24 protein-coding genes are annotated in these 23,819 nt (G+C 70.1%); 8 read left to right on the top strand and 16 right to left on the bottom strand.

Annotated elements, in window-relative coordinates; genetic code table 11:
- Positions 1-14: 14 nt before the first annotated feature.
- From ACULK2_RS08560 to ACULK2_RS08550, 3 genes are all read right to left on the bottom strand, one after another.
- Complete coding sequence (locus ACULK2_RS08560) at positions 15-590, bottom strand: hypothetical protein (RefSeq protein WP_445969568.1); 576 nt, start codon at positions 588-590, stop codon at positions 15-17.
- A gap of 133 nt (positions 591-723) precedes the next feature.
- Entirely contained in the window at positions 724-1,638 is a 915-nt protein-coding gene (locus ACULK2_RS08555; RefSeq protein ID WP_445969569.1) for a DUF8370 family protein, read from the bottom strand.
- A 158-nt stretch (positions 1,639-1,796) separates the two neighbouring features.
- Entirely contained in the window at positions 1,797-2,201 is a 405-nt protein-coding gene (locus ACULK2_RS08550) for a hypothetical protein (protein WP_445969570.1), read from the bottom strand.
- Positions 2,202-2,935: 734 nt separating this feature from the next.
- Between ACULK2_RS08550 and ACULK2_RS08545 the strand changes: the two genes are divergently transcribed.
- The 4 genes from ACULK2_RS08545 to ACULK2_RS08530 are packed head-to-tail and all read left to right on the top strand — an operon-like array spanning position 2,936 to position 4,462.
- Complete coding sequence (locus ACULK2_RS08545; RefSeq protein ID WP_445969571.1) at positions 2,936-3,238, top strand: hypothetical protein; 303 nt, start codon at positions 2,936-2,938, stop codon at positions 3,236-3,238.
- Positions 3,235-3,363 carry a hypothetical protein gene (locus ACULK2_RS08540; protein ID WP_445969572.1) on the top strand — a complete coding sequence of 43 codons (129 nt, stop codon included), beginning with the start codon at positions 3,235-3,237 and terminating at the stop codon, positions 3,361-3,363. The genes ACULK2_RS08545 and ACULK2_RS08540 overlap by 4 nt, the downstream gene beginning before the upstream one ends.
- Positions 3,363-3,632, top strand: a complete 270-nt coding sequence (locus ACULK2_RS08535; protein ID WP_445969573.1) for a hypothetical protein — start codon at positions 3,363-3,365, stop codon at positions 3,630-3,632. Before ACULK2_RS08540 ends, ACULK2_RS08535 begins: the two co-directional genes overlap by 1 nt.
- Complete coding sequence (locus ACULK2_RS08530) at positions 3,629-4,462, top strand: hypothetical protein (RefSeq protein ID WP_445969574.1); 834 nt, start codon at positions 3,629-3,631, stop codon at positions 4,460-4,462. Before ACULK2_RS08535 ends, ACULK2_RS08530 begins: the two co-directional genes overlap by 4 nt.
- Positions 4,463-4,567: 105 nt before the next feature.
- Here ACULK2_RS08530 and ACULK2_RS08525 read toward each other — a convergent pair whose 3' ends face one another.
- Complete coding sequence (locus tag ACULK2_RS08525; protein WP_445969575.1) at positions 4,568-4,759, bottom strand: hypothetical protein; 192 nt, start codon at positions 4,757-4,759, stop codon at positions 4,568-4,570.
- A 924-nt stretch (positions 4,760-5,683) separates the two neighbouring features.
- Here ACULK2_RS08525 and ACULK2_RS08520 point away from each other — a divergent pair.
- The gene (locus tag ACULK2_RS08520) at positions 5,684-6,613 is read left to right on the top strand and encodes a hypothetical protein (protein ID WP_445969576.1); all 930 of its coding nucleotides are present in this window, start codon (positions 5,684-5,686) and stop codon (positions 6,611-6,613) included.
- 8 nt (positions 6,614-6,621) lie between these two features.
- On the opposite strand, the gene ACULK2_RS08515 is transcribed toward ACULK2_RS08520, so the two are convergent.
- The 8 genes from ACULK2_RS08515 to ACULK2_RS08480 form a co-directional block, all read right to left on the bottom strand.
- Positions 6,622-7,512, bottom strand: a complete 891-nt coding sequence (locus tag ACULK2_RS08515) for an AbiTii domain-containing protein (RefSeq protein WP_445969577.1) — start codon at positions 7,510-7,512, stop codon at positions 6,622-6,624.
- A 64-nt stretch (positions 7,513-7,576) separates the two neighbouring features.
- Positions 7,577-8,185, bottom strand: a complete 609-nt coding sequence (locus ACULK2_RS08510) for an SLBB domain-containing protein (protein WP_445969578.1) — start codon at positions 8,183-8,185, stop codon at positions 7,577-7,579.
- 109 nt (positions 8,186-8,294) lie between these two features.
- Entirely contained in the window at positions 8,295-10,868 is a 2,574-nt protein-coding gene (leuS, locus tag ACULK2_RS08505; protein WP_445969579.1) for a leucine--tRNA ligase, read from the bottom strand.
- Between the two features lie 80 nt (positions 10,869-10,948).
- Complete coding sequence (gene pabB, locus ACULK2_RS08500) at positions 10,949-12,481, bottom strand: aminodeoxychorismate synthase component I (RefSeq protein ID WP_445969580.1); 1,533 nt, start codon at positions 12,479-12,481, stop codon at positions 10,949-10,951.
- A 9-nt stretch (positions 12,482-12,490) separates the two neighbouring features.
- The gene (gene cydC, locus ACULK2_RS08495; protein ID WP_445969581.1) at positions 12,491-14,257 is read right to left on the bottom strand and encodes a thiol reductant ABC exporter subunit CydC; all 1,767 of its coding nucleotides are present in this window, start codon (positions 14,255-14,257) and stop codon (positions 12,491-12,493) included.
- Positions 14,250-15,896 (bottom strand): thiol reductant ABC exporter subunit CydD, encoded by a 1,647-nt coding sequence (gene cydD, locus ACULK2_RS08490; protein ID WP_445969582.1) that lies wholly within the window; start codon positions 15,894-15,896, stop codon positions 14,250-14,252. The genes cydC and cydD overlap by 8 nt, the downstream gene beginning before the upstream one ends.
- A gap of 1 nt (position 15,897) precedes the next feature.
- Entirely contained in the window at positions 15,898-16,902 is a 1,005-nt protein-coding gene (gene cydB / locus ACULK2_RS08485) for a cytochrome d ubiquinol oxidase subunit II (RefSeq protein ID WP_445969583.1), read from the bottom strand.
- Between the two features lie 12 nt (positions 16,903-16,914).
- On the bottom strand, positions 16,915-18,327 hold the full coding sequence (locus ACULK2_RS08480; RefSeq protein ID WP_445969584.1) for a cytochrome ubiquinol oxidase subunit I: 1,413 nt from the start codon (positions 18,325-18,327) through the stop codon (positions 16,915-16,917).
- A 113-nt stretch (positions 18,328-18,440) separates the two neighbouring features.
- On the opposite strand from ACULK2_RS08480, the gene ACULK2_RS08475 reads away from it, so the two are divergent.
- The 3 genes from ACULK2_RS08475 (at position 18,441) to ACULK2_RS08465 (ending at position 20,581) form a co-directional block, all read left to right on the top strand.
- A complete protein-coding gene (locus ACULK2_RS08475) occupies positions 18,441-18,812 on the top strand; it encodes a BlaI/MecI/CopY family transcriptional regulator (RefSeq protein WP_445969585.1) in 372 nt (123 codons plus the stop codon).
- Position 18,813: 1 nt separating this feature from the next.
- Complete coding sequence (locus ACULK2_RS08470) at positions 18,814-19,737, top strand: M56 family metallopeptidase (protein ID WP_445969586.1); 924 nt, start codon at positions 18,814-18,816, stop codon at positions 19,735-19,737.
- A 94-nt stretch (positions 19,738-19,831) separates the two neighbouring features.
- A complete protein-coding gene (locus ACULK2_RS08465; protein ID WP_445969587.1) occupies positions 19,832-20,581 on the top strand; it encodes a DedA family protein in 750 nt (249 codons plus the stop codon).
- Here ACULK2_RS08465 and ACULK2_RS08460 read toward each other — a convergent pair.
- The 4 genes from ACULK2_RS08460 to ACULK2_RS08445 are packed head-to-tail and all read right to left on the bottom strand — an operon-like array spanning position 20,578 to position 23,736.
- Entirely contained in the window at positions 20,578-21,504 is a 927-nt protein-coding gene (locus ACULK2_RS08460; RefSeq protein WP_445969588.1) for an ABC transporter substrate-binding protein, read from the bottom strand. The two genes, ACULK2_RS08465 and ACULK2_RS08460, sit on opposite strands and share 4 nt — an antisense overlap.
- Positions 21,501-22,244 (bottom strand): ABC transporter permease, encoded by a 744-nt coding sequence (locus ACULK2_RS08455; RefSeq protein ID WP_445969589.1) that lies wholly within the window; start codon positions 22,242-22,244, stop codon positions 21,501-21,503. Before ACULK2_RS08455 ends, ACULK2_RS08460 begins: the two co-directional genes overlap by 4 nt.
- Positions 22,241-22,927, bottom strand: a complete 687-nt coding sequence (locus tag ACULK2_RS08450; protein ID WP_445969590.1) for an ABC transporter permease — start codon at positions 22,925-22,927, stop codon at positions 22,241-22,243. Before ACULK2_RS08450 ends, ACULK2_RS08455 begins: the two co-directional genes overlap by 4 nt.
- Entirely contained in the window at positions 22,924-23,736 is an 813-nt protein-coding gene (locus ACULK2_RS08445; RefSeq protein WP_445969591.1) for an ABC transporter ATP-binding protein, read from the bottom strand. Before ACULK2_RS08445 ends, ACULK2_RS08450 begins: the two co-directional genes overlap by 4 nt.
- Positions 23,737-23,819 lie beyond the last annotated feature (83 nt).

Raw genomic sequence — 23,819 nt, 5'->3', positions numbered from 1 at the left:
TCGGTTCTACCACTTCAGGACAGCGTTATGTCGGCGAGTGTCTTGGGCACGCCGAGCCGAGCGACAATATCCGCGCCCTGCTTCACCAGCACCTGATCGCCCAGATTGCCGCTGAGCCATCCGGAGAAGGTCTCGAGCGTGGTTTGCGCCCATGTGCGGGGCGGAGACATGATGCTGTCTAGTTCATCATCCCCAAGGGCACCGGGCCCTCCGCTTTCGTCAATCGTGTGCATGGCCACCGACCACAGCCATACGCCTTGTTGGTACTGCAGCGCCAACCAGTCGCCCGCCAGCACTTCCTTACCTGAGGAGGCTCGAAACACCGCCACGCTGCCGCGCAGGTCTCGAAGGGTGTCCCGCATCGGCTCGGCTACACCGTTCATCGTCACCATTCGCGACAACACACGAAGGATCTCGGATCCGGCGGCCAGGCGACGTTCGATAGCGTGGCTCCGCTCGGCGGCCACACGCTCGTTGCGGGCAAGGTAGATCGCGATGGAGGTCGGGATCAGGATGCCCAGTGCAGGCAGCAGGACATCCTTGATGACGTCCCACCAGTTAACCGACTCGAGCCACTCAACGAAGTCCATGCGGCGATTCTGGCCCATGCATGCCGCATAAGCAGTGCCACAACGCGTCGACGATGCCAAGTCCGCTGCGCACGGGCCTCTGAAAGACGGAACGGGGTGCCGCCGCGCAGCGCACGGCGACACCCTCCAGAACCTAGGCCGCCTCTTCCTCGTCGCGGATCCCGGCTTCGAAGCGGGCGTCCACGAACGCCTTGAACGCGCGGATGAGATCCTGTTCGGTCTCGATGGCGCGCTTGGTGACGCGGAGGATGGTCCCACGCCCGCGCTCGAGCCCGGGCTGCACCTTCAGCTTGTCCTTCGGGGTCTTCAGGAGCTTCCCATCCGACGTGACCACGGCTTGCTCGAGCTGCGCGAAGGACAGGACCGTGGTCTCGTAGTACCGGGTCGCCGACATGAGGAGCGTCGGACGCGCCCAGCCCTTCGGGACGAGCAGAAGGGGCTTCCCGTTGGCCACCGGGAGGGTGAACTCCTCGACGTCCCATTCGCGCAGGACCGGGTTCCAAACCTGCCGACGATACGACTTGGTCGTGTGGCCCGCAGACGAGAACTCGGGGTAAGTCGCCAGCATCTCCTCCGTGAACCGGGCGAGCGGTGCGAACACGATGCGCGTGGTCACGTCAGACGTGATGTCCCGGTCGATGCCCTTGACGAAGAGAGGCAGATCTTCGAGTTGCCGCAGGGCACCGATGCGAACGAGGGCCTCCACGTCCCCGGTCACGGTGTTCCAGATCCACTCGCCGACCACCTCGGCACCCCCATGTCCGCGGAACCCCTCCTCGGACATTCCGAGGCGCGTCTCCCACGGCTCGACGAAGTGCTGGAGCAGATCCTTGCCACGACGGTGGAACGACGGCCCACCGATCACGCAAGACGTCACCTCGTGCAGGAAGGTGTCCATGCACTCGACGGCTGCCGCCGCGTACGGGTTCGGACCGCGGAGCAGCCTGATGGCGTGGGGGTCCAGGTAGAGGGGGTTGTCGGCGGTGACGTCGACATCCACGAACGGCACGGGTCCAGTGATCCCGTAGTAGCTGGTGATGACCCTCATGGGGTACCTCATTTCTCTCAAGTGGTGGCCCTTGGGAGAAGCAGAGGCTGGATGTCTCAGGAAACTTCTGTACGCTGAGGTGACTAGGCAAGTCAACCGCCGCGCCTTCGGGCCGGCTCTGGCCTGATACCGCGCCAACGGTGTCAGGCCAGAAGTCTTTAATTGTCCGGAGCGTCATGCTCCTCTCGCTTGGCACGGTTGCCAACGACCTCGGCACTGGGCCCGTTCAGATCGACCCACAGCATCCCGTCCCGCTCGATGGGCTTGTACCTTCGGCTGACGGTGGTGTCGATGTCGTAGTACTGCGTGAAGGCCGTGGCCGACATGATCATCTGCCCGGTGTCGCGGTTCGACGCCGGTCGGATCTGGTACGCGTGGGGCTCTTGTGAAGGACGGAGCGCGATGATGTTTTCCTCGCGGTCGAACAGCAACTCCACGGACTCGGCCTCGCCGATCAGCTTGTGCGCCGCCTTGTTGATCGAGAAGATGCCGCGCTTCTGAATGGTCACGCTCGGCGCCTTGGCGAGCGGCGCCATGCGCTTGTCGAAGACCTCGAATCCCATTTGGGCCTCCTTCCGTGACGTGAACGGCCTGTACCTCTCATTGTACACCCTGCCGCTGCGACCCAGGCGTCTAAGTTATTGAAATTCACGATCACGACCCCGTGGATCCACAGGATCCCGTGGATCCGGCGGATCCAACGGCTCCCTGCCTGGCCGGGCCAACGTGACACCAACGTGTCATGTCATGACACCCAGGTAACGCCCCATGGCACCCAGGTGACATGAAGGGGATACGAAAAGTGCTTCGGTTCCATCCAAAATCTTGGTACTTCACAGGGTTTCTCTGCGTGACACAGTGTCGGTGGGTTCCGATAGCGCGAGCGAACGCAAGCTAAAGAATTTATGCGCTGAAGCAAGCAATCCGCACAGACGGGCGAGGCACGCATCGCGCGTGCGACCCGCGGTGAGAAACAGGCACGAGGCGAAGATGGTCATGTGCCGCTTCGTGCGTGCCTTGCATGATGTTGAGACGCAACATGGAAACCGGGCCTTGCAAGGTACGTACGAAGCGGCACATGACCATCTGCGAACCTTCAATCTCCACTTGAAACATGAGATAATCGAAAGGTGGATGAAGCCCGTACCGGGCTGAGTCCACTCCCCCCGGGGTGATGCCGTCAGTGCGCTCGGGACCAGGGACACGACGTGCATGACAGCATCGACCCGCCTAGCGGTCGCTCTCAGATCGGCACGAGAACGACGGATACGAAACCTCTCTCTTGAGGAGTATCCGCATGTCCCCGTCCATCCCTAGTCCCCTCCCCCGTCGGTTCGGCACGTTCGAACAGCTCGCCAAGCAGGAAGGCACCAGCGAGCGGACCGTCCGCAATCAGGCTGGCAAGGGCTACTTCCCCGTCTACAAGCGCCCTGGCACTCGCGGCTATCTCGTGGACCTCGACGAGGCAGCCGAAGCCCTCGCCAAACTGCCGCCGACAGCAGTGCGTCGTGGCTTTGGCACGCTCGGGCCGGAAGCGAAGATCGTCAACCTCCCTGCTCGGGCCGAGATCGTCCGCCCCACCGACGGCGGCGACCGATGAGCGCGCAGCCGATGACGCCGTTCGAGTTGGGCCAGCGGGACGCCCAGAACGACGTCCCGCTCACCGACGCCCAGTCCACGCGGGTGGCCGTGCTTCTGAGCCTCGCGAGTGAGAAGGCACGCTGATGGTCGGTCAGGACGAGTGGCGCACAGCGCGGCGGTATCGCTGTCAGTGGTGCGGCGAGCCGTTCCATGCCAACAAGGGCGGCAAGAAGCTCTTCTGCGGCAATCCCTGCCGGGCTGCATTCAACAGCCACCGGCACAAGCGGCTCCGCGAGTTGCAGGAGGCCGCCTCCAACAAGGCGATGACGCCGCGGAAGATCGTGGCCGGACTCGCCGCCCTGCACGTCCAGCCCGCACTGTGGGACGAGACGATGACGGAGGCGACATCATGAGCGCGGCGCTGGAGGCGGTGGAGACAGCACTGATCGAGTGGGCCGTGAACCTCAGTCGGCTGAGCAAGCCGCTCAAGGCCCAGATGGTGGTTGACGCGTGGATCGCTGGCCTTAGAGAGGCCGGCGTGAAGGCCGACAACGCCAGGGCGTGGAGCCGCGGGACCAAATGGCCGAAGAAGCTGCCCCTCGTTATCGAGATGCCTTGCCCGTACGAGCACCGAACGCCGGACCGGCACGACTTCGCGAAGGTCTGGCTTCTCGTGGAAGACGACGGCTGGATCAGTCTCGACCCCGAGTCGCCGTGCGTGGAGTGCTCACAGAGCGGACTCGAGCGGTGGCTGCTGACGTGCCCGAGATGCTTGGTCGGAGAGGAGAGCCTGGAACATTGGACGCCCCACGATCTCGGACCCGACGTGGCGATCTCGGACGAGGGAGACGAGTTCGAGGGCGGCAGCTACTCGCCGCTTTCCTTTGTCATCCGGCAGTTCGAGCAGCTGAGCCTGCTTGCCACGGCCAAGTGGTGGGTAGAGCACACCGCCGAGGCGAGCGAGGAGTACGGCGACGTCCCGCTGCACCGCCGTCAGGACGCGATCGAGAGCCGCGTGGAGTGGGCTCGCAGGATGCTCGCACAGGCACCGCCGCGGAAGGCGCGGAGCTCGCCCGGGGCGCCCGCGGAAGGCTGGACGCAGCAGAGCACCCGGACGTGGCTGGACCAGCACGACATCGCCGACGCGCTGACCTCACGCGGCGCCTGGGAACGAGCGAAGGCGATCGCCGGGCATCCGCCCAAGAACGCGATCGAGGCCGCTCGACGCCGCAGCGAGTCGTGAGCCGCCCGGTCCGGTCCTGACCTGTCCCGTCCTGACCTGTGCACCCGAAGGGTGCACGTCAGGACAGGACGGGCAGGACGGGACGGGACTGGGCGGCGGGCTCGACTAGACGCGGGGCGCGAGCGAGAACGCCCCCGATGCGACGAGGGCGTCGACCTGTCGCAGGTGCGCGTCGCGGATATCGCGCTGGCGCGGCGTAAGGTCGGCCTGCACCGTACGGATGTGCTGGACGGCTGACACGATCGGGTTGGCGCTGGCCTGACCATACCGGTGCTGGGCGTGCGGCTCGTGCTCCATTGAGTGACCTCTCCTTGTAGCTGCACTACATCTTCCAGATGCATCCGTAGTACGCTTCTTAATATACGCCTCCGGGCGTCGCTGCTGGCAGTAGGGCCGGGCCGAGAGATTGGACCGCCCCTCATGCCCTCTGTCGAACCGACCGCCAGCGTGTTCCGCTCAGCGCCCGCCAGAGCCGTCCCGGATCTCCGTGGTACTCGTGTAGCACCCGAAGCCGCGCGCCTGTCCACGGCTGCGCAGTGGCGCGCAGGGCCTGCGGAGGGGCCGACGCCGCCGAGTCCTGCGCTCGACGCGAGGGCAGCTCAGCGCCGGGCGCTCGACCTCGCGCTGCAGGTGCGTTGCCCCGACCGGCTGCATTGGCAGGCCCAGGTCGGCGTGCCGTGTACGCCGCCGGACGCCGCCCACGAATGGGGCTGGGTCTGCCTAGCCCGCATCGAGCATGAGGTGACCACCCGTGCCAAGCGCGAACGCACTGCGGCCGAGCGCCGCGCGCGTGCTGTCCGGCGGCGCTGGCTCGCTCGTCGGGCCGCGCGGCGATCGGCGGAGCGGGCGCGCATCGCGGCGCTGATCCACGAGGCGGCACAGCGATGAGGTACGAGCCGAGCCCGTGGGAGGTGGCGCAGGACGCTCGAAATCGTGCCCAAGCCATCCGACGCGAGGCGGCGACCCGCTGGGATCCGCCTCCCCCGCCGGAGCCTCCGACTTCCAAGCCGCTGCCGAAACCGAACCTGAAGCCGAGGCGGAAGCCCGAGCCGCCGCCTCCCCTGCCTCCGCCCGCGCCCACGATCCCCGAGGGGTCGGTGATCCTGTCGCGCGAGGAGTACCAGGCCGTGAAGGCCCTCATGCGGGCGGTGCCGGAACTGAACACCGAGACCCGTGCGCGCCGCCACCGCGGCCGCACCCAGCGATTCTGAGCGAGGAGCCATGACCAACACCGTCCCCATGACGATCACGACCACCGTGCCCCTCGGGGCCGATGACCTCGCCTGCCTCGCGTGCGGCCAGGCCGTGGCGCCGCCGCACGCCGAGCGGGTCGATTTCGACGGCTGGCACTGGGCGGCGCTGGACGACCCCAGGCCGCGCGCTCCTCAGACCGTCACCCTGACCCGCTGCGAACACTGCCGCGAGGTGCACGACCGCGCCGCGAGCCTGCTCGACGCGCACCCGCGAGTGCAGGCCCAGATGGGCAGCCGCAGCGTGGGCACGCACCGCGTCGAGGCCGCACTCAACGCGCTCGACGCGCTGAAGCGGAACCTCCCGATCCATACCGACGGAAGCCTGAGGCTGCTCGTGGAACACATGACCGCGGCCGGTGTTGCCGCCCGATGGGCTGCCCGGTACTCGCCCGTACGGACAAAGGACGCGAACGAGGGCGAAGCTCCCTCGCAGCCCTGGGGCCATGTCACCGACTGGCAGTGGCACGACCTCCGCAAGGCGTTCGCAGGGCTGCTCAACGCCCGCGTGGAGCGCCCGCTGCCCTACTCGCCGCCGATCGGGGGCGGGTGCATGCTCTGCGGCGTCGAGACCGTTTCAGCGCTCCCGTCGCAGGCGGCCGGCCTGTGGACTCCAGCCACGGCCAGCCCCACTGCAATCGGTGGACGACCGTCGCCAGAACTCCTCGCGGGCTACCTCTGCCCGACCTGCGAGCGAGCGCACGAGGAGATCGGCGCGATCGGACCGACCACGATGGAGCGCAGCATCATGCTCCACTTCGACGTGCGCCGCCGTTCCCTGACCGCCACGGAGCTCGTCGGGCTCGTCGGCTGGCTCGCCTCCGGCCTGGACGAGCCGAACGAGCGCCCCTGGCAGCACGTGCCAAACCTGCCGGAGATCCTCCCCGTGCTGGCTGGGTGAGAAATGCCCTACCCGAGACCGAGGAACGCCTTGCCGAGTTCCACGAGCGTTCCCGCGACGACGTCGGACGACAGACTCCCTGCGACCGTGATTGCACCGGCGCGCACCTTGTCGATGAAGCCTCTTGTGCGCGGAGCATCAACGTTCGACTCAGCCTGCAGTGCGGCGACGAACTCCTGCGCGTCGGACGCGGATATGCCAAGGGCGGACAGCTCGCGCTTCAACCCCTCAGTGTCACCCTTCTGGATCTTCGATCGTTGGGTGATGTGAGAGCCTGTCGCGACGTTGGTACCGTCGCCCGTGATGTTGTTGGTGATGTAGTAGACCGCAGCGGCTAGAGCCGGCTCGCTCTCGACGGTAGGTCCGCCGACGGCTCCTGCCTCGGGGAATTGAGCTTGAAGCTCGAGCGCGAACTCCAGGGCCTTCGAACGGACAATGTCGATCACCCCGCGAAGGCTCTGACGTGTGATGACCTGCTCGGCGGAGAAGAGGTCGTGCATCTCGATTCGATAGACGCCTGACGCCTCGTATCGGCCAACCGCGTTCGGCGGCCAACTGAGGGTGGGGTCGTTCTCGCCCTCCGCAAGGCCCTGGAGCTCCAGCAACGGCTGCCGCAGTTCTACCGTCCAGTACTTGGCTAGGTCGTTTGGCCTACTGATCAGCGGCTGCTGAATGAAGCTTCGCATGGGTCCAGCGAACGTCCCGAGGACGTTCGTATTCATCACTCGGTACTCAGGAAGGTCGGCGGATTGTGGGTACCCAGCCAGTTCCTGTTTGACCCATTGAACGACTTCAGCTGCACCCAGCCGATGCGCCACCACCTGAACCTTGCGCAGCAAGTCTGTTGCCGGGATTGAGGAGTTCGTCGCGGCGTCGATGATGTCGTCGAGTAGGGTCATTCCGACAAGGTACAGGGACGGCGAGAGAACCCAGAAACTTCCAAAATCCCTGATCAGAAATATGTCAATTGCTAGGTTTCGAGAGCGCCGGGCCGATCCGCGGCAGCGTGTCGAGCGCCGCGACATCCGCTCGGTTGATGCTGATCCGGTCGCTCGCGCCGCCGGACGCTCCGGACCCGGCGCCGCCGGCCGACTCGGCGCTCGGCGGCGGCACCTCGCCCTCGCGGGGCACGACGATCTGCTCGCCGTCGACGAGCGGGCGCGCGAGGTTCACCCCGCCCGGATCGGCGTCGGCCGCGAGGCCGCCGGCCGCGGCGACGGCGTCGACGACGCGCGCACCGCTCACGAGCTCGACGATCCCCGGCTCGGCCACCGCGCCGAGCACGTGGACGAGGATCGTGGGCGCCGCGACCGACGATGCGGGGCCCGAGGCATCCTCGTCGATCGCTCCCCCGCCGATCCCGCCCGCCGCGGTCTCGACGTCGCCCGAGCGGATGACATCGCCCTGGGCTCCCCCACCGCCCGCACCGAACGAGAGCACCGCCGACACGGCGACCGCGGCCACGAACAGTACGACGGCGGCGCCGACGGCGACGCGCGAACGCGGGCGCGCCCGTGCTCCCGTGAGCGGGGCGAGGGGGTCGGGCGGCTCCGCGCGGCGTTCGTCGGTCACGACGCGACGCTACGTCGCGACGTCGGCGGTGCTGCCGGTCGCAGGGGCGCGCGTCACCCGAGCGGCCCAGCCTCCATCCTGTGGAGGACGGCTCGGCGACCGGACGCGACTAGCCGCGCGTGGCGATGTTGACGAGCTTCGGCGCGCGCACGATCACGTTGACGATCTCGCGCTCGCCGACCGACCGGGCCACCGCCGCAGACGCGCGAGCAAGCGTCTCGAGCTCGTCGGCGCCGATCTTCGGCGAGACCTCGAGCCGGTCGCGCACCTTGCCGTCGACCTGCACGATCGCCGTGACCGACTCCTCGACGAGGAGCGCCGGGTCGGCCTTGCGCCACACGACGTTCGCCACCGTGGGCTCGTAGCCGAGCCGCTCCCACATGTCCTCGGCGGTGAACGGCGCGAACAGGTCGAGGATCATCGCGGTGACCTCGGCCGCCTCGCGGACCGCCGCATCACCCGCCCCGGGGCCGGAATCGATCGCCTTGCGGGTCGCGTTCACGAGCTCCATGAGTCGCGCCACGATGACGTTGAACTTGAACGACTCGGCGAGCCCGGGCGCGTCCGCGAGCAGCCGGTGCGTGACACGCCGCAGTGCGGCATCGCCCGACTTCCACTCGACGTCCGGACTCGAGCTGACCTCGCCCGCGATGCGCCAGGCGCGCGCGAGGAACTTCGCGGCGCCGACCGGCGAGACGTCCGCCCAGTCGATGTCGTCCTCCGGCGGGCCCGCGAAGGCCATCGTGACCCGCAGCGCGTCTGCGCCGTGCGCCGAGAGCTCGGACGCGAACTCCACCAGGTTGCCCTTGGACTTCGACATCTTGGTGCCGTCCATGATGACCATGCCCTGGTTGAGCAGCGACGTGAACGGCTCGGTGAAGCCGAGGTAGCCGAGGTCGAAGAGCACCTTCGTCACGAAGCGCGAGTAGAGCAGGTGCAGGATGGCATGCTCGACGCCGCCGACGTACTGGTCGACGGGCATCCACTTCTCGGCCTCGGCCGGATCGAACGCCTTCGTGTCGTCGTTCGGGTCCAGGTAGCGCAGGTAGTACCACGAGCTGTCGACGAACGTGTCCATCGTGTCCGAGTCGCGCCGCGCCTCGCGTCCGCACTGCGGGCACGTGACACGCGCCCACTCCTCGGCCGCGCCGAGCGGGCTCGCACCCTTCGGGCTGAGATCCAGCCCCGCGGCATCCGGGAGACGCACCGGCAGGTCGGCCTCGGGGACCGGCACCTCGCCGCAGTGCTCGCAGTGGATGATCGGGATCGGCGTGCCCCAGTAGCGCTGGCGCGAGATCAGCCAGTCGCGCAGGCGGAAGTTCTTCGCGGCACGGCCGACGCCGCGCTCCTCGAGGATCTCGATCGCGCGCCGGATCGCGTTGGACTTGCTGAGGCCGTTGAGCGGGCCCGAGTTCATCAGGCGTCCCTCGCCGGCCAGCGCCGTGCCGGTGCTCGCCGGGTCGAGCGCGGGCAGGTCGTCGAGCGGCAACGGCACGCCGTGCTCGTCGACCGGGATCACGGGGATCACGCCGGTGACGGGCGCGTTCGTGTCGACCACGACCCGCACCGGCAGCTCGAAGGCGCGAGCGAAGTCGAGGTCGCGCTGGTCGTGCGCGGGGACCGCCATGATGGCACCGTGCCCGTAGTCGGCGAGCACGTAGTCGGCCGCCCAGATCGGCAGTCGCTCCCCGTTCAGCGGGTTGGTCGCGTAGCGCTCGAGGAAGACGCCGGTCTTCGGCCGGTCGGTCGACAGCCGGTCGATGTCGCTCTCGGCGCGCACCGAGTCGAGGTAGTCCTCGAAGCGCGTGCGCACCTCGTCGGAGGCGCCCGCCGCGAGCTCCTCGGCCAACGCGGAATCGGGCGCGACGACCATGAAGGTCGCGCCGTAGAGCGTGTCGGGCCGCGTCGTGAACACCGTGACCGGCTCGTCACGGCCCTCGATCGCGAAATCGACGTCGGCGCCCGACGAGCGGCCGATCCAGTTGCGCTGCATGGTCAGGACCTTGTTCGGCCACTTGCCCTCGAGCTGGTTGAGGTCGTCGAGCAGGCGGTCGGCGTAGTCGGTGACCCGGAAGTACCACTGCGTCAGCGCCTTCTTCGTCACGAGGAACCCGCAGCGCTCGCAGTGCCCGTCGACGACCTGCTCGTTGGCGAGCACGGTGAGGTCGTTCGGGCACCAGTTGACCTGGCCGTCCTTGCGGTACGCGATGCCCTTCTCGTAGAGCTTCAGGAACAGCCACTGGTTCCACTTGTAGTACTCGGGGTCGCTCGTGTGGAGCTCCCGCGTCCAGTCGAACGACGGCGCGTACTGCTTGAACGACCGCTTCTGCTGCTCGATGTTGGCGTAGGTCCACGCCTTCGGGTCTGCGCCGCGCTTGATGGCCGCGTTCTCGGCGGGCAGGCCGAACGAGTCCCAGCCGATGGGGTGGAGCACGTCGAAGCCCTGGTGCCGCCAGTACCGCGCGGCGGCGTCGCCGAAGCCGAACGCCTCGGCGTGGCCCATGTGGAGGTCGCCGGACGGGTACGGGAACATGTCGAGGATGTACTTGCGGGGTCGCGTGTCCCCGGGCCGGGCCGCGCGGAACGGCGCGAGCTCCTCCCACACCGGAAGCCACTTCGCCTGGATCGTCGCGAAGTCGTAGATGCCTGCCTCGGCCTGGGTGGTGTCCTGCTCGTGTGCCACGTGACTCTCAATCGTGATGCGCGGGGGGTCGGGCGGAGCCCGGGATGCGGGCGCGCGCGACGGGCGCCCGGGCATCAAGCCTACTCAATGGCCGGAGGCGTGCGACGGGCGTTCGCGCCCGGCGCAGCAGCGGACGGGGATGCGGCGGGAGACGTCGACGGCCCGCCCGTCCACGCGTCCGGCGCCTCGCCGCCGAGCACCGCGATGAGCGCGCGGGCCTTGATGCGCGTCTCCTCGACCTCCTCGTCAGGGTCGGAGAGCGCCGTGATGCCGCCGCCGGTTCCGATCGACGCGCCCGCCGGGGTGAGCACGATCGAGCGGATCACCATGGCGAGGTCGGCGGTCCCGTCGGCCCCGAGGCATCCGAACGCCCCGGAGTACACCCCGCGCGGCCCGCGCTCGAGGCCGTGCAGGATCGTCATCGCCGACAGCTTCGGCGCGCCCGTCATCGAACCGGCGGGGAACGCCGAGCGCACGGCGTCGAGTGCGGTGAGCGGATGCCTCAGCCGCGCCGTGACCGTCGAGACCAACTGGTGCACGTGCGGGTACTCCTCCACCTCGAGCAGGTGCGGCACCCGGACGCTGCCGAGCTCGGCGATGCGGCCGAGGTCGTTGCGCATGAGGTCGACGATCATGAGGTTCTCGGCGCGCTCCTTCTCGCTCGCGTGCAGCTCGGCGCGGAGCGCGGCATCGGTCGCCGGATCGGCCGAGCGCGGCCGGGTGCCCTTCATCGGCTTCGTCGCGACCGTGCCGTCGGGTTCCACGAGCAGGAACTGCTCGGGCGACGCGCTCAGCAGTGCCACGTCGTCGACGCGGACGAAGCCGCCGTGGTGGCTCGGGCTCGAGGCGCGCAGGGCGAGATACGCGGCGACCGGATCGGGCCGCACGTCGACGTCGACGCGATTGGTGAGGCAGAGCTGGTACGCGTCTCCGCGCGTGATGGCCGCCTGGCACTCGCCGATCATGCGCCGGTACTCGTCGGGGTGGTGGCGCCACCGCGTGCGGGCGGGCGGTGCGGGCGCCGCGTCGGCCGGTCCGGCCGGTGCAGCGCTGACGGATGCCGCGGCTCCAGCGTCCGCGGCCGGAAGACGGCGGATGGCGGCCGCCGTGCGATCCGCCCACGCATCGGTCGCGTCGGTCGTCCCGGTCGCGCCGTGCCCTCCGTCGTGTCCCTCGATCCACTCGAGCCGCACGCGTCGCGACCCGTGCTCGAACACCACCACCCGATCCGCCCAGAAGAACGCGACCTCGGGCGTCTCCGGTCGCGCGGCCGGCACGCCGAGCGCCCGCGCGCCGAACTCGTACCCGAACCAGCCGTGCCATCCGACCGCCGCGCGCTCGGCATGGTGCGCGACCGTCTCGGGAGTCGCAACGGGGAGCGTCGCACCGAGTTCGGCCCGAAGGGCGTCGTGCACGGCGTCCGGGTCCGCCGACGAGTCGGCGACGACCAGCGCGGCCGAGTCGGTCGCGACCGCGATCACGCTGCGGCCGACGGTCGCGTCGATTCCCCCGTCGAGCCAGGCCACGCGGGGCGCGCCGGCCGCGAGGGCGAGGAACACGTCGGCCGGATCGCGCCACTCGGGCAGCACGAGACTCCGGATCCGGCGGGGCATCCCCTCAGCCTATGACGGTCGCGATCCGACCGTGACCTCCCGGTCGACGAGCCCATCGGGGGCGCCGGTGTGCGAGATGAGGACGACCGACCGCTCGCCGTCCGCGGCGGCGAGGAGGTCGCGCAGGAGCGCGTCGGCCAGTTCCGGATCGACGCTCGCCGTCGGCTCGTCGAGCACGAGCACCGGGAAGTCCGCCAGCATCGCGCGGGCGAGCGCGATCCGCTGCGCCTGGCCGCCGGAGACGAGGTCGCCGCGCTCGCCGACGCGTGCGTCGAGGCCGCCGCGCTCGGCCGCCCATTCGGAGAGGCCGACGCGCTCGAGCACGTCGAGCAGTTCGGCATCGGTCGCGGTGTCCCGCGCGAAGACCAGGTTCTGCCGGAGGTCCTCGTCGAAGAGCCACGGCCGCTGCTCCACGAGGCCCACCATGCGCCGCACCTCGCGGGGGTCGAGGTCGCGCGCCTCGACCCCGTCGAGCCGGTACGAGCCGCCGTACTCCAGGAACCGCACGAGCACGTGCGCGAGCGTCGTCTTGCCCGATCCGGACGGTCCCGACACGAGCACCCGCTCCCCCGGGGCCAGGTCGAGGTCGAGCGGCGCGAGGGCATGGCCGGACTGCTCCGCGCCATCCGGCGCCGTCTCGTCCCCGCCGATCGCCGGCCACCGCGCGCTCGCGGCCCGGAGCCGGACCGACGGGACGCGCCGTTCGGGCGAACCCGCGGTCTGCGCGGTGGACCGCCCGGCCCCGGGGGACGACTCCTGCGAGAGGTCGGCGCGACCGGTCGGCGACGTCGGCGTGGACACCACGGGGATCTCGTCGGGCACGCGCGCGGGCACCGCTTCGGCGACGCGCCGTGCGCTCGCCCGGACCACCCGGAGCGAGCCCACCGCGACGGGGATCGCCGCGGCGACCTCGGCGATCGCGAGCGGCACCAGGCAGAGGACCGCGAACGTCGGGCCGTCGATCCGCCCGCCCTCGAGGAGCGGCTGCGCGGCGCCGAGGCTCGCGGCCGCCGCGAAGGCGCCGACTGCGCCCATGGCGGCCGCTGCGAGCCCGACCGCCGACGCCCGCGCCCGCGTCGCGCGTTCGAGCCGCGCGCCGAGGCGACGGATGCGGGCGCGCCCGGCCTCGGCCTCGTCGAACGCGACGAGCACGTCGAGCGCGTGCACGTGCTCGACGATCGCCGCCTGGAGGTCCCCGCGGAGCGGCGCGAGTCGCTCGTCGGCCCGGGCGGCGAGGATCGACTGCGCGAACGTGGCGGCCCCGACGCCCACCACCAGGACCAGGCCGACGGCCAGGGCCGTCGGGGGCGCGAGCCAGGCGAGTCCCGCCAACGCCGCGACGAGGACGACCACGGCACTCGCGACCGGCTGCACGATGCGCAGGCTCACGTTCTGCAGTTCGTCGACGTCGCCGACGAAGCGCGCCAGCAGGTCGCCGCGACGAGCGGAGACGAGCCCGTCGGGCGCGTGCGGCAGCATCCGCTCGAACACCCCGACCCGGATCTCCGCGAGCTGGCGGAACGCCGCGTCGTGCCCCGCGAGGCGCTCGAGGTAGCGGAACACGGCGCGCCCGAGCGCGAACGCGCGGACGCCGACGACGCCGAGCTGCAGGAAGAGGACCGGGGGCTGCTCCGCGGCACGGGCGATGAGCCACGCGCTCGCCGCGAGCAGGGCCACGCTCGAGAGCCCGGCGAGGACGCCGAGGAGCACCGACGGCAGCAGTCGACGGATCGGCGGGATGGCCCGCCGGAGCACGGAACGGGTCGGGTCAGGCACGGACGACCTCCCGCATCGCCACCACGCGGTCGGCGGCGTCGGCGAGCGCCCCGCGATGCGTCGTCACGAGGACGATCCGGCCCGTTCGTGCGAGTGCGACGAGCGCCGCGGCCATGGCCCGCTCCCGCTCCGGGTCGAGCGCCGACGTCGGCTCGTCGAGGAGGATGAGCGGGGCGTCGGCCGCGAGGGCGCGATGCACGGCACGCGCGACCGCCACGCGTTGGGCCTGCCCTCCCGAGAGCCCCGCGCCGGCGGGCCCGAGCCGCATCGCCGGGTCGACGTCGACCTGGCCGACGAGGAGGGCGCGCTCGAGCAGCGACGGATCGGCCCCGGCCGTGCCGAGTCGCACGTTCTCCGCCACGGTGCCCTCGAGCAGCTGCGGGCTCTGGCCGGCCCACGCGACGAGGTGCCGGGTGCCGTCGCCGAGCGCGGCGCCGTCGAGTTCGAGGACGCCGCTCCGGTCCGCGAAGCCGAGCACGGCGGCGAACACCGAGGACTTGCCCGAGCCGCTCGCGCCCGTCAGGGCCACGAGCTCGCCGCGCGCGGCGTCGAGGTCGAGTGGTGCGGTGACCGGGCGGCCGTCCCTGACGACGACGAGGTCGCGGGCTCGCAGGCCGGCGGCTTCCGGCGTGGCGCCGTTCCCGGTGACGGATGCCTCGGCATCCGTGCTCGCCCGGGCCTCGTCGTCGGCGTCGGCGGCGTCCAGCAGGTCGAGTGCGTCGCGCGACGCCTCGAGCCCGGCGGTCGCGGCGTGGAAGGCCGCACCCACGTTCCGGATCGGGAGGAAGACCTCGGGCGCGAGGACCAGCACGAAGAGGCCCGGCGCGAACGACATGTCGCCGGCGACGAGTCGGAGTCCGATCGAGACCGCGACGAGCGCGACCGAGAGGCTCCCCGCGAGTTCGAGCGTGAATCCCGACAGGAACGTGACGCGGAGGACCTTCATGGTGCTCGAGCGATACCCGTCGGTCACGGTGCGGATGCGACGCGACTGGCGTTCCGCGCGACCGAACACCATCAGGGTCGAGAGGCCGCCGAGCACCTCGAGGAAGCCCCGGGAGAGCGCCTGCAGCCGGTCCCACTGCCGGCGCTGGACCACCTCGGTCGCCATGCCGATGAGGGCCATGAACACCGGGATGAGCGGGAGGACGATGACGAGGATCAGCCCCGACACCCAGTCGGCCGCCCAGGCCGCGGCCACGAGCACGGGCGTCGCGACGGCGGTGAGCACGAGCTGGGGCAGGTAGCGCCCGAAGTACTCGTCCAGTGCGTCGAGACCGGGACCGAGCAGCGTGGCAGCGCGAGCGGTCGTCACGTCCCGGCGACCGCTCCGGTCCTCGAGGCGCGCGAGGAGCGCGTCCCGGAGCTCCGATTTCACGCGCATCGCGCCGGCGGATCCGAGCCACTCCCACAACCAGCCCGAGAGCGCGCGAACGGATGCCGCGGCCAGGAGCACCCACACGACTGCGGCCGCATCGCCCGCCACGTCGGCCTCGATGAGGCCGACGACGAGCGTCGACAGCGCCCACGCGAAGGCGACCGTCGCCCCGGCCTGGACGAGCGCGAGCGCGCCGCCTGCGACCATGAAGCCGCGAGCGGCGCGCGAGCGCCGGAGCAGTCGGGGATCGAGCGGGCGCACGTCAGTGCGCGGCGGCGTCGATCGACTGCCGGGTGACGCGCTTCCGGAACACCCAGTAGGTCCAGCCCTGGTACGCGAGGATCAGCGGCAGGAAGATGAGCGCCGTCCAGCTCATCACGGTCAGCGTGTACGGCGTGCTCGACGCGTTCTCGATCGTCAGGCTGTTCGCCGGGTCGTTCGAGGCGGGCATGACCTCGGGGAACAGCGCGGCGAAGAGCGCGAGCACCGCGGTGCCGATCGTCACGGCCATGAGCGCGAAGGCGAGCCGCTCGGACCCGCGTCCGTTGGCGATCCACGAGCCGATCAGGGCGAGCGCGGCGACCGCCGCGAGAGCCCAGAACCAGGCCGTGCCGTGCGCGAGACCGGTCCAGACGAGGAACAGCGCGGCGATCACGATCGTCACGAGGCCCGCCCGCGTCGCGAGACGGCGCGCCCGTCGGCGGATGTCCCCGTCGGTCTTCAGGGCGACGAACACCACGCCGTGCGTGAAGAACAGCAGCAGCGTCGTCAGCCCGCCGAGCAGGGCGTACGGGTTCAGCAGGTCGAACAGCGTGCCCGTGTAGTTGTGGTCCGCGTCCAGCGGCACGCCCTGCACGATGTTCGCGAACGCCACGCCCCAGAGGAGTGCGGGGACCGCCGAGCCGACGATGATCATCCAGTCGAATCGCCGCTTCCACTCGAGCTCGGGCCGCTGGTGGCGGTACTCGAACGAGACGCCGCGCGCGATCAGCGCGAGCAGGATGAGCAGGAGCGCGAGGTAGAACCCCGAGAACAGCGTCGCGTACCACTCGGGGAAGGCCGCGAACAGGGCCGCGCCGGCGACGATGACCCACGTCTCGTTGAGGTCCCAGACCGGGCCGATGGTGTTGATGAGCACGCGACGATCGGTGTCGTCCTTCCCGAGGAAGGGCAGCGACATCCCGACGCCGAAGTCGAAGCCGTCGAGCACGAAGTAGCCGACGAAGAAGAAGGCGACGATCCAGAACCAGAGCACTGCGAGATCCATGTCCGTCTCCTCCTAGTAGACCGTTGCAGCGTGTTCGACCTCGCCCGTCTCCGGGTCGGGCGGGGCGATCTCGGGCGGGCCCTTCCGGACGGCCCGGATGATCAGCTTCACCTCGACGACGGCGAGGATGCCGTAGATCAGCGTGAAGGCGGTGAGCGAGATGAGCACCTCGAGGCCCGTGACGTTCGGAGAGACCGCCGATTCGGTGGGCAGCAGGCTGAACACGATCCAGGGCTGCCGGCCCATCTCGGTGAAGACCCAGCCCACGATCATCGCGGCGAGCGAGAGCGGGAAGCTCCAGACGGCGACGGTCCAGATCCAGCGCTGCCGCGGCATCCGGCCCTTGCGGGTCAGCCAGAGCCCGACGGCCGCGATCAGCACGTGGAGCATGCCGAGGCCGATCATCCAGCGGAAGGCCCAGTAGGTGACCCAGATGATCGGGGCGTAGTCGCCGGGGCCGTAGAGCTCGGTGTACTCCGCCTGCAGGTCGTTGATGCCCTCGACGCAGCCGTCGAGGGAATGCGTCGAGAGCAACGAGAGCAGGTACGGCACGCGGATGGAGAACAGCTCGCTGCTGCCGTCGGGCGTGCCCAGCGTGAACAGCGAGAACGAGGCATCCGCGCCGCACACGGTGTCGTAGGTCGCTTCGGCGGCCGCCATCTTCATGGGCTGCGTGGCGACCATCGCGAGGCTCAGCTGGTCGCCGAAGAACGTGGTGAGCGCACCGGCGACGAGCATGCCCCAGAGCCCGAACTTCAGCGCCGGGCGCATGGTGTCGAGGTGCTGGTTGCGCGCCAGGTGCCACGCGGCCGCGCTGATGATGAGCCCCGAACTCACCATGAAGCAGGCCGCGATCGTGTGCGGGAAGGCGGCGAGGGCGACCGGGTTCGTGAGGAGCGCCCAGATGTCGACGAGCTCGGCACGCCCGCGCTCGGCGTTCATCTCGTACCCGACCGGATTCTGCATGAACGCGTTGGCGGCGATGATGAAGTACGCCGACAGGATGGTGCCGATCGCCGTCGCCCAGATCGTGGCGAGGTGCAGCTTCTGCGGCAGCCGGTTCCAGCCGAAGATCCAGAGGCCGATGAACGTGGCCTCGAGGAAGAAGGCGAGCAGGCCCTCGAGCGCCAGCGGCGCGCCGAACACGTCGCCGACGAAGCGCGAGTACTCCGACCAGTTCATGCCGAACTGGAACTCCTGCACAATGCCCGTGACGACGCCCATCGCGAAGTTGATCAGGAAGATCGTGCCGAAGAAGCGCGTGATGCGCAGGAACTCGACCTTGCCGGTGCGGACCCACGCGGTCTGGAAGATCGCCGCGGAGGTCGCGAGCCCGATGGTGATCGGGACGAAGAGGAAGTGATAGACCGTCGTGAGACCGAACTGCCACCTGGCGAGCAGCAGCGGATCGAGCAACTCGTTCACTTGCGGGGGCCCCTTTCGTGGGAACGATCGCCGACGCGATTCTTCTACCGAGCGTAGAGCATCTTTTCTACGCCATGTAGAACCGATGGGCTCTTGCGCGGTATCCTCGAGATATGGCAGGCCTCGGAGAGTTGGAGCGTTCCGTCATGGAGCAGCTCTGGGTGACCGATTCCGCGCTCACCGCCAACGAGCTGCGCGATCGGCTGGCACTCGTGTCCGCGCCGGGCAGGGCCCCCGCGACCACGACGGTGCTCACGGTCCTCTCCCGCCTCGAGCGCAAGGGCTTCGTCGGCAGGAGCCGCGACACCAGGCCGCACCGGTACGCGCCCCTGCTCTCCCGCGCCGAGCACACCGCCGAGCTCATGCACGAGGTGCTCTCCGCATCCTCCGATCGCGACGCCGCGCTCGCGCGCTTCGTCGGCACGGTGAGCGACGGCGAGGCGAACACGCTTCGGCGTCTGCTCGACGACCTCGTGCGCCACTGACGTGATCGCCGCCGCCGTGGCGCTCGGCGCCCTCGCGCTGGCGCTCGCTTGGCCGGTTCCCGTCGCGCTCGCCGGGGCGAAGTGGCCGAGCCGCTCCCCCGCAACGGCGCTCGCGCTCTGGCAGGGCATCGCGCTCGGTGGCGGCCTGGCCATGATCGGCTCGCTCCTCGTGTTCGCCGCAGCGCCCGGCGGCTCGCTCCTCGGCGCCGCGACCGACCTCGTCCCGGCCGTCTTCGCCGGCCCGATCCCCGACGCCTACGCGGTCGTGCAGATCGCCGCGTTCACGCTCGCCGTCGGCCTCGCGGTGCACCTCGCCCTCAACCTCCTCACGACGGCGGTCCGCGCGGAACGCGCGAGACGCCGCCTGCACCAGCTCGTGGACCTCCTCGCCGAACCCGCCGACTCCTCAGGCGCCCGCGTGCTCTCGCACCCGGTCCCGGTCGCCTACTGCATCCCCGGCATCCGGACCGCCACGGTCGTCACCGACGGCCTCGTCGAACTGCTCGACGAGGCAGAGCTCCGTTCGGTGCTCGCCCACGAACGCGCCCACCTCGACCAGCTCCACCATCTCGTCCTGCTCTCGTTCCGCGCCTGGCACGCGGCATTGCCGTGGTTCCCGATCGCCAATCGCGCGGAACGGGCCGTGGCGGTGCTGACCGAGATGCTCGCCGACGACGCCGCGCGTCGTCGGGCGGGCACCGACCCGCTTCGCCGTGCCCTCGAGCGCCTGGGCGCGGTCGCCGAGCCCGGGCCCTACGCCGACGCCGGCGGCATCGCGCCCGACGCCGAGATGCTCGAGGCGCGCCTGGACCGGCTCTCGACGGCCGTGCGGCCGCTGCCCGGAGCGGCCCGCGGCGCCGGGTGGGCGGCGGCCGCGGCACTCGTCGCGATCCCGCTCGGCACGCTCGCGGCCGTCGCGGTCTGAACCGGGCACGGGCGCTGCGCGCCGGCGTGCCATCCTGCGGCACGGGGTGGGAGGGCCGCCGCACGACGCACGGTCACCGCATAGGCTCGTTCCCGTGAACGAGCTGCTCGACGGCATCCTCGACACCGTGGCGAGTGTCGACCCCGTGCTGCGCACGCTCCTCGCGACGCTCGGGGTCATGCTCGAGACCTCGGTGCTGATCGGCCTCATCGTGCCCGGTGACACCATCGTCATCGTCGCGGCGACCGCCGTCGAGACGCCGACCGGGTTCTTCGCCCTGGCGTTCGGCATCATCATCGGCGCGCTCATCGGCGAGAGCATCGGCTTCGCGCTCGGCCGCTGGTTCGGGCCGCACATCGAGCACTCGCGCCTCGGCCGTCGCATCGGCGCCCACAACTGGCGTCGCGCCAAGCGCTACCTCGCTCGCCGTGGCGGACCTGCCGTGTTCATCTCGCGTTTCCTGCCCGTGCTGCACTCGCTCGTGCCGCTGACCGTCGGCATGAGCGACATGTCGTACCGCCGGTTCCTCGCATGGACGGTCCCGGCGTGCGTGATCTGGTCGTTCGCCTACGTGAGCGTCGGCTCCGCCGCCGCCGAGGGCTACCGCGAGCTCAGCGACGAGCTCCACTGGGCGGGCTACCTGTTCGTCGGCGCGATCATCCTGTTCCTCGCGCTGGCCTGGGCGGGGAAGAAGGTGCTCCTCCGCCTCGAGGCGCGCCACATGACCGATGCCGCCGCACCGACCGTGCATCCGGCGGTCCCGCCGCACATCGCGCCCTCGGACCGACGCGAGGGGCCGGCCGCCGAAGCGACCGACCCCTCGCCCGAGGATCCCCCGGCTTAGAAGAGGGACTGCTCGGCGAGCCAGTCGCTCGCGATCTGCTCCGCCGACTGCTGCTCGTTCACGCTCAGCGAGTTGAGCGCCACGAGATCCTCCGCGGTGAGCGCAGCGCTCACGGTGTCGATGATCTCCGCGATCTCGTCGGTGACCTTCTCGCTCACGACCGGAACCACGTTCGACGCGAGGAAGAGCCCTTCGGGATCCTCGAGCGTCACGAGGTCGTTCGCGGCGATGTTCGGGTCGGCGCTGTAGATGTTCACCATCTGGACCTGGTCGTCGACGAGCGCCTTGAGGGTGAGCGGCCCGCCGCTGTCCTCGATCGGCGTGAACGCGACGTCGACGCCGTAGACCTCCTTCAGGCCCTCTGGCCCGTACGGCCGGGTCTCGAGCTCGGAGTTGCCGCCGAGCGTGATCGACGCGTCCACGTCGGCCAGGTCGGCGAGGCTCGTGACGCCGTACTCGTCGGAGAACGCCTGCGTCACGTTGTACGAGTCCTGGTCGGTCGCGGGCGACTGCTCGAGCACGCGCAGCCCCTCGGGCAGCGAGGTCGAGAGCTCCTCGTAGACGTCGTCGCTCGTCGTCGCCGTCGTGTCGGGCACGTAGTACTGGAGCAGGTTGCCCGTGTACTCCGGGAACACGTCGATGGCGCCGGACTCGATCTCGGGGATGTACACCTCGCGCTGCCCGATGCGGAACTGCCGGTCGACCGTGTACCCGTTCTCCTCCAGCGCCTGGGCGTAGATCTCGGCGATGATCTCGTTCGAGTAGTAGTCCTGCGAGCCGACGACGATGGTCTCGCCCGTCGACTCGCCGTCACCCGATCCGCTGTCGAGCGGATCGCCCGATGCACACCCTGCCAGGGCCACTGTCGCCCCGACCGCGGCCGCTGCCAGAGCAACGAGCCGGCCTTTTCCTGCTGTGATCATTCTCGATTCCCTTCGGTGTCGGGTTGCCCCGTGGCCGCTCGCGACCGGGCCGGTCGCGAACGGAGCTCTGCGGCCCGCGTCACCCGGACGCCGGCGGGGACGACGACGCGCTGCGCGAGCGCGAAGCATCCGTCGATGACGAGTGCGAGCAGGATCACGAGGATCGATCCGCCCAGCATCTCGCCGTAGTCTCGGGTCTTCAGGCCGGCGAAGATGAAGCGACCGAGCCCCTCGTCGGCGATGTACGCCGCGAGCGTCGCGGTCGCGATGATCTGGAGCGTCGCCGAGCGGATGCCGCCGACGACGATCGGCATCCCGAGCGGCAGCTCGACCTTGCCCACGACCTGCAGTTCGCGCATGCCCATGGCGCGCGCGGCGTCGATCGTGCGACGGTCGACCGCCTCGAATCCCGCGTAGGCCCCGGCGAGGAGCGGCGGGATGGCGAGGATCACGAGCGCGATGACCGGCGCCGCGAGGCCGATCCCGATCCAGATGCCGAAGAGCGTGAGCACGCCGAGCGTCGGGAGCGCTCGGAGCCCTCCCGAGACCATCACGGCCGGCTCGCGGCCTCGGCCCGTGTGGCCCACGAGTGCGCCGATCGGCAGGGCGATGGCCGAGGCGATCACGAGCACGAGGGCCGAGACCCAGAGGTGCTCCCAGATGCGCTGCGGGATGCTGCCGGGCCCGGTCCAGTTGGCCGGGTCGCCGAGCCAGGCGAACGCGTCGAGGAAGAGGTTCATGCCGCCCCCTCGGTGACGCGACGCCCGGGCGCGGCCCGGCCGTTCGCCCGGCTGGGCCGGGTCCACGGCATCAGCAGGCGGCCGAGGAGCACGCTCAACGCGTCGAGGCCGAGCGCGAGCACGATGGTCGCGACGATGCCCGTGATGATCTCGATCTGGATGCCTCTCTGGAAGCCGTCGGTGAAGAGGCTGCCGAGGCTCTGCACGCCGATGACCGCGCCGACGGTCGCGAGGCTCACAGTGCTGACGATCACGACGCGCAGGCCCGAGAGGAGCACCGGCCCGGCGAGCGGGAGTTCCACGCCCCAGAACCGTCCCGCCGCGGAGTACCCCACGGCGGTGGCCGACTGCCGGATGTCGCGCTCGACCGAGTCGAAGGCGTCGGCGGACGTGCGGACGATGACCGCGATGCCGTAGAGCGTCAGTGCGATGACGAGGTTCACCGGCGAGCGGAGGCTGAGCCCCGTGAAGGCCGGCAGCGCGATGAACAGCGCCAGCGACGGGATGGCGTACAGCAGTCCGCAGATGGACAGCAGCACGCCCCTCGACCACCGGTACCGGTGGGCGAGCCATCCGATCGGCACGGAGACCACGAAGCTCAGTATGATCGCGGGCACCGACAGGGCCAGGTGGACGAGCATGAGCTCACCGACCAGGTCGAGGTTCGACCAGAGCCAGTTCACGAGGCCAGGACCCCTGCCGCCCTGCCGTCCGCGTCGACGACGACCCGGCGCCCGTCGACCTCGGTCACGTGGAGGGCGCGTTTCCCCCGGTCGGCGCCGACGAAGTCCGCGACGAACTCGTCCGCCGGGTGCGCGAGGATCTCCGCGGGCGACGCGGCCTGCGAGATCAGGCCGCCCTGCTGCATGATCACGACCTGGTCGCCCAGCAGGAACGCCTCGTCGATGTCGTGCGTGACGAAGACGACCGTCTTGTCGAGCTCGCCCTGGAGACGCAGCAGCTCCTGCTGCAGTTCGGCACGGACGATCGGGTCGACGGCACCGAACGGCTCGTCCATCAGCAGGATGTTCGGGTCCACGGCGAGCCCGCGGGCGACGCCGACGCGCTGCTGCTGCCCGCCCGAGAGCTGCGCGGGGTACTTGTCGGCGAGCGAGCGATCGAGTCCGACCGTGTCGAGCAGCTCGAGCGCGCGGGCGTGGGCCGCCCGCCTGGATTCACCGCGGAGCAACGGGACGGTGGCGACGTTGTCGATCACCTTCCGGTGCGGCAGCAGGCCGGAGTTCTGCATGACGTACCCGATGCCACGGCGCAGCTTCACCGGGTCGACGGTCGCGACATCCGTCCCGTCGATGAGCACCTGTCCGGAGGTCGGGTCGACCATGCGGTTGATCATTCGCAGGAGGGTCGTCTTCCCGGAACCGGAGGACCCGACGAGCACCGTGGTCTTGTGCGGCGGGATGACGATGTCGACGTCGTGCACGGCGACGGTGCCGTCGGGGAACTGCTTGGTGACGCCGCGGAACTCGATCATGCTGCCTCTCCGTCGGTCCCGGGCGCCGTCCGGCGCCGCATCACAAGCCAAACACCTCCGTCGCGGCGGGGCAACGGTGTCCG

It is taken from the genome of Agromyces molybdatiresistens (genome assembly GCF_052748445.2).
This window is presented reverse-complemented; position numbering and strand designations above follow the sequence as displayed.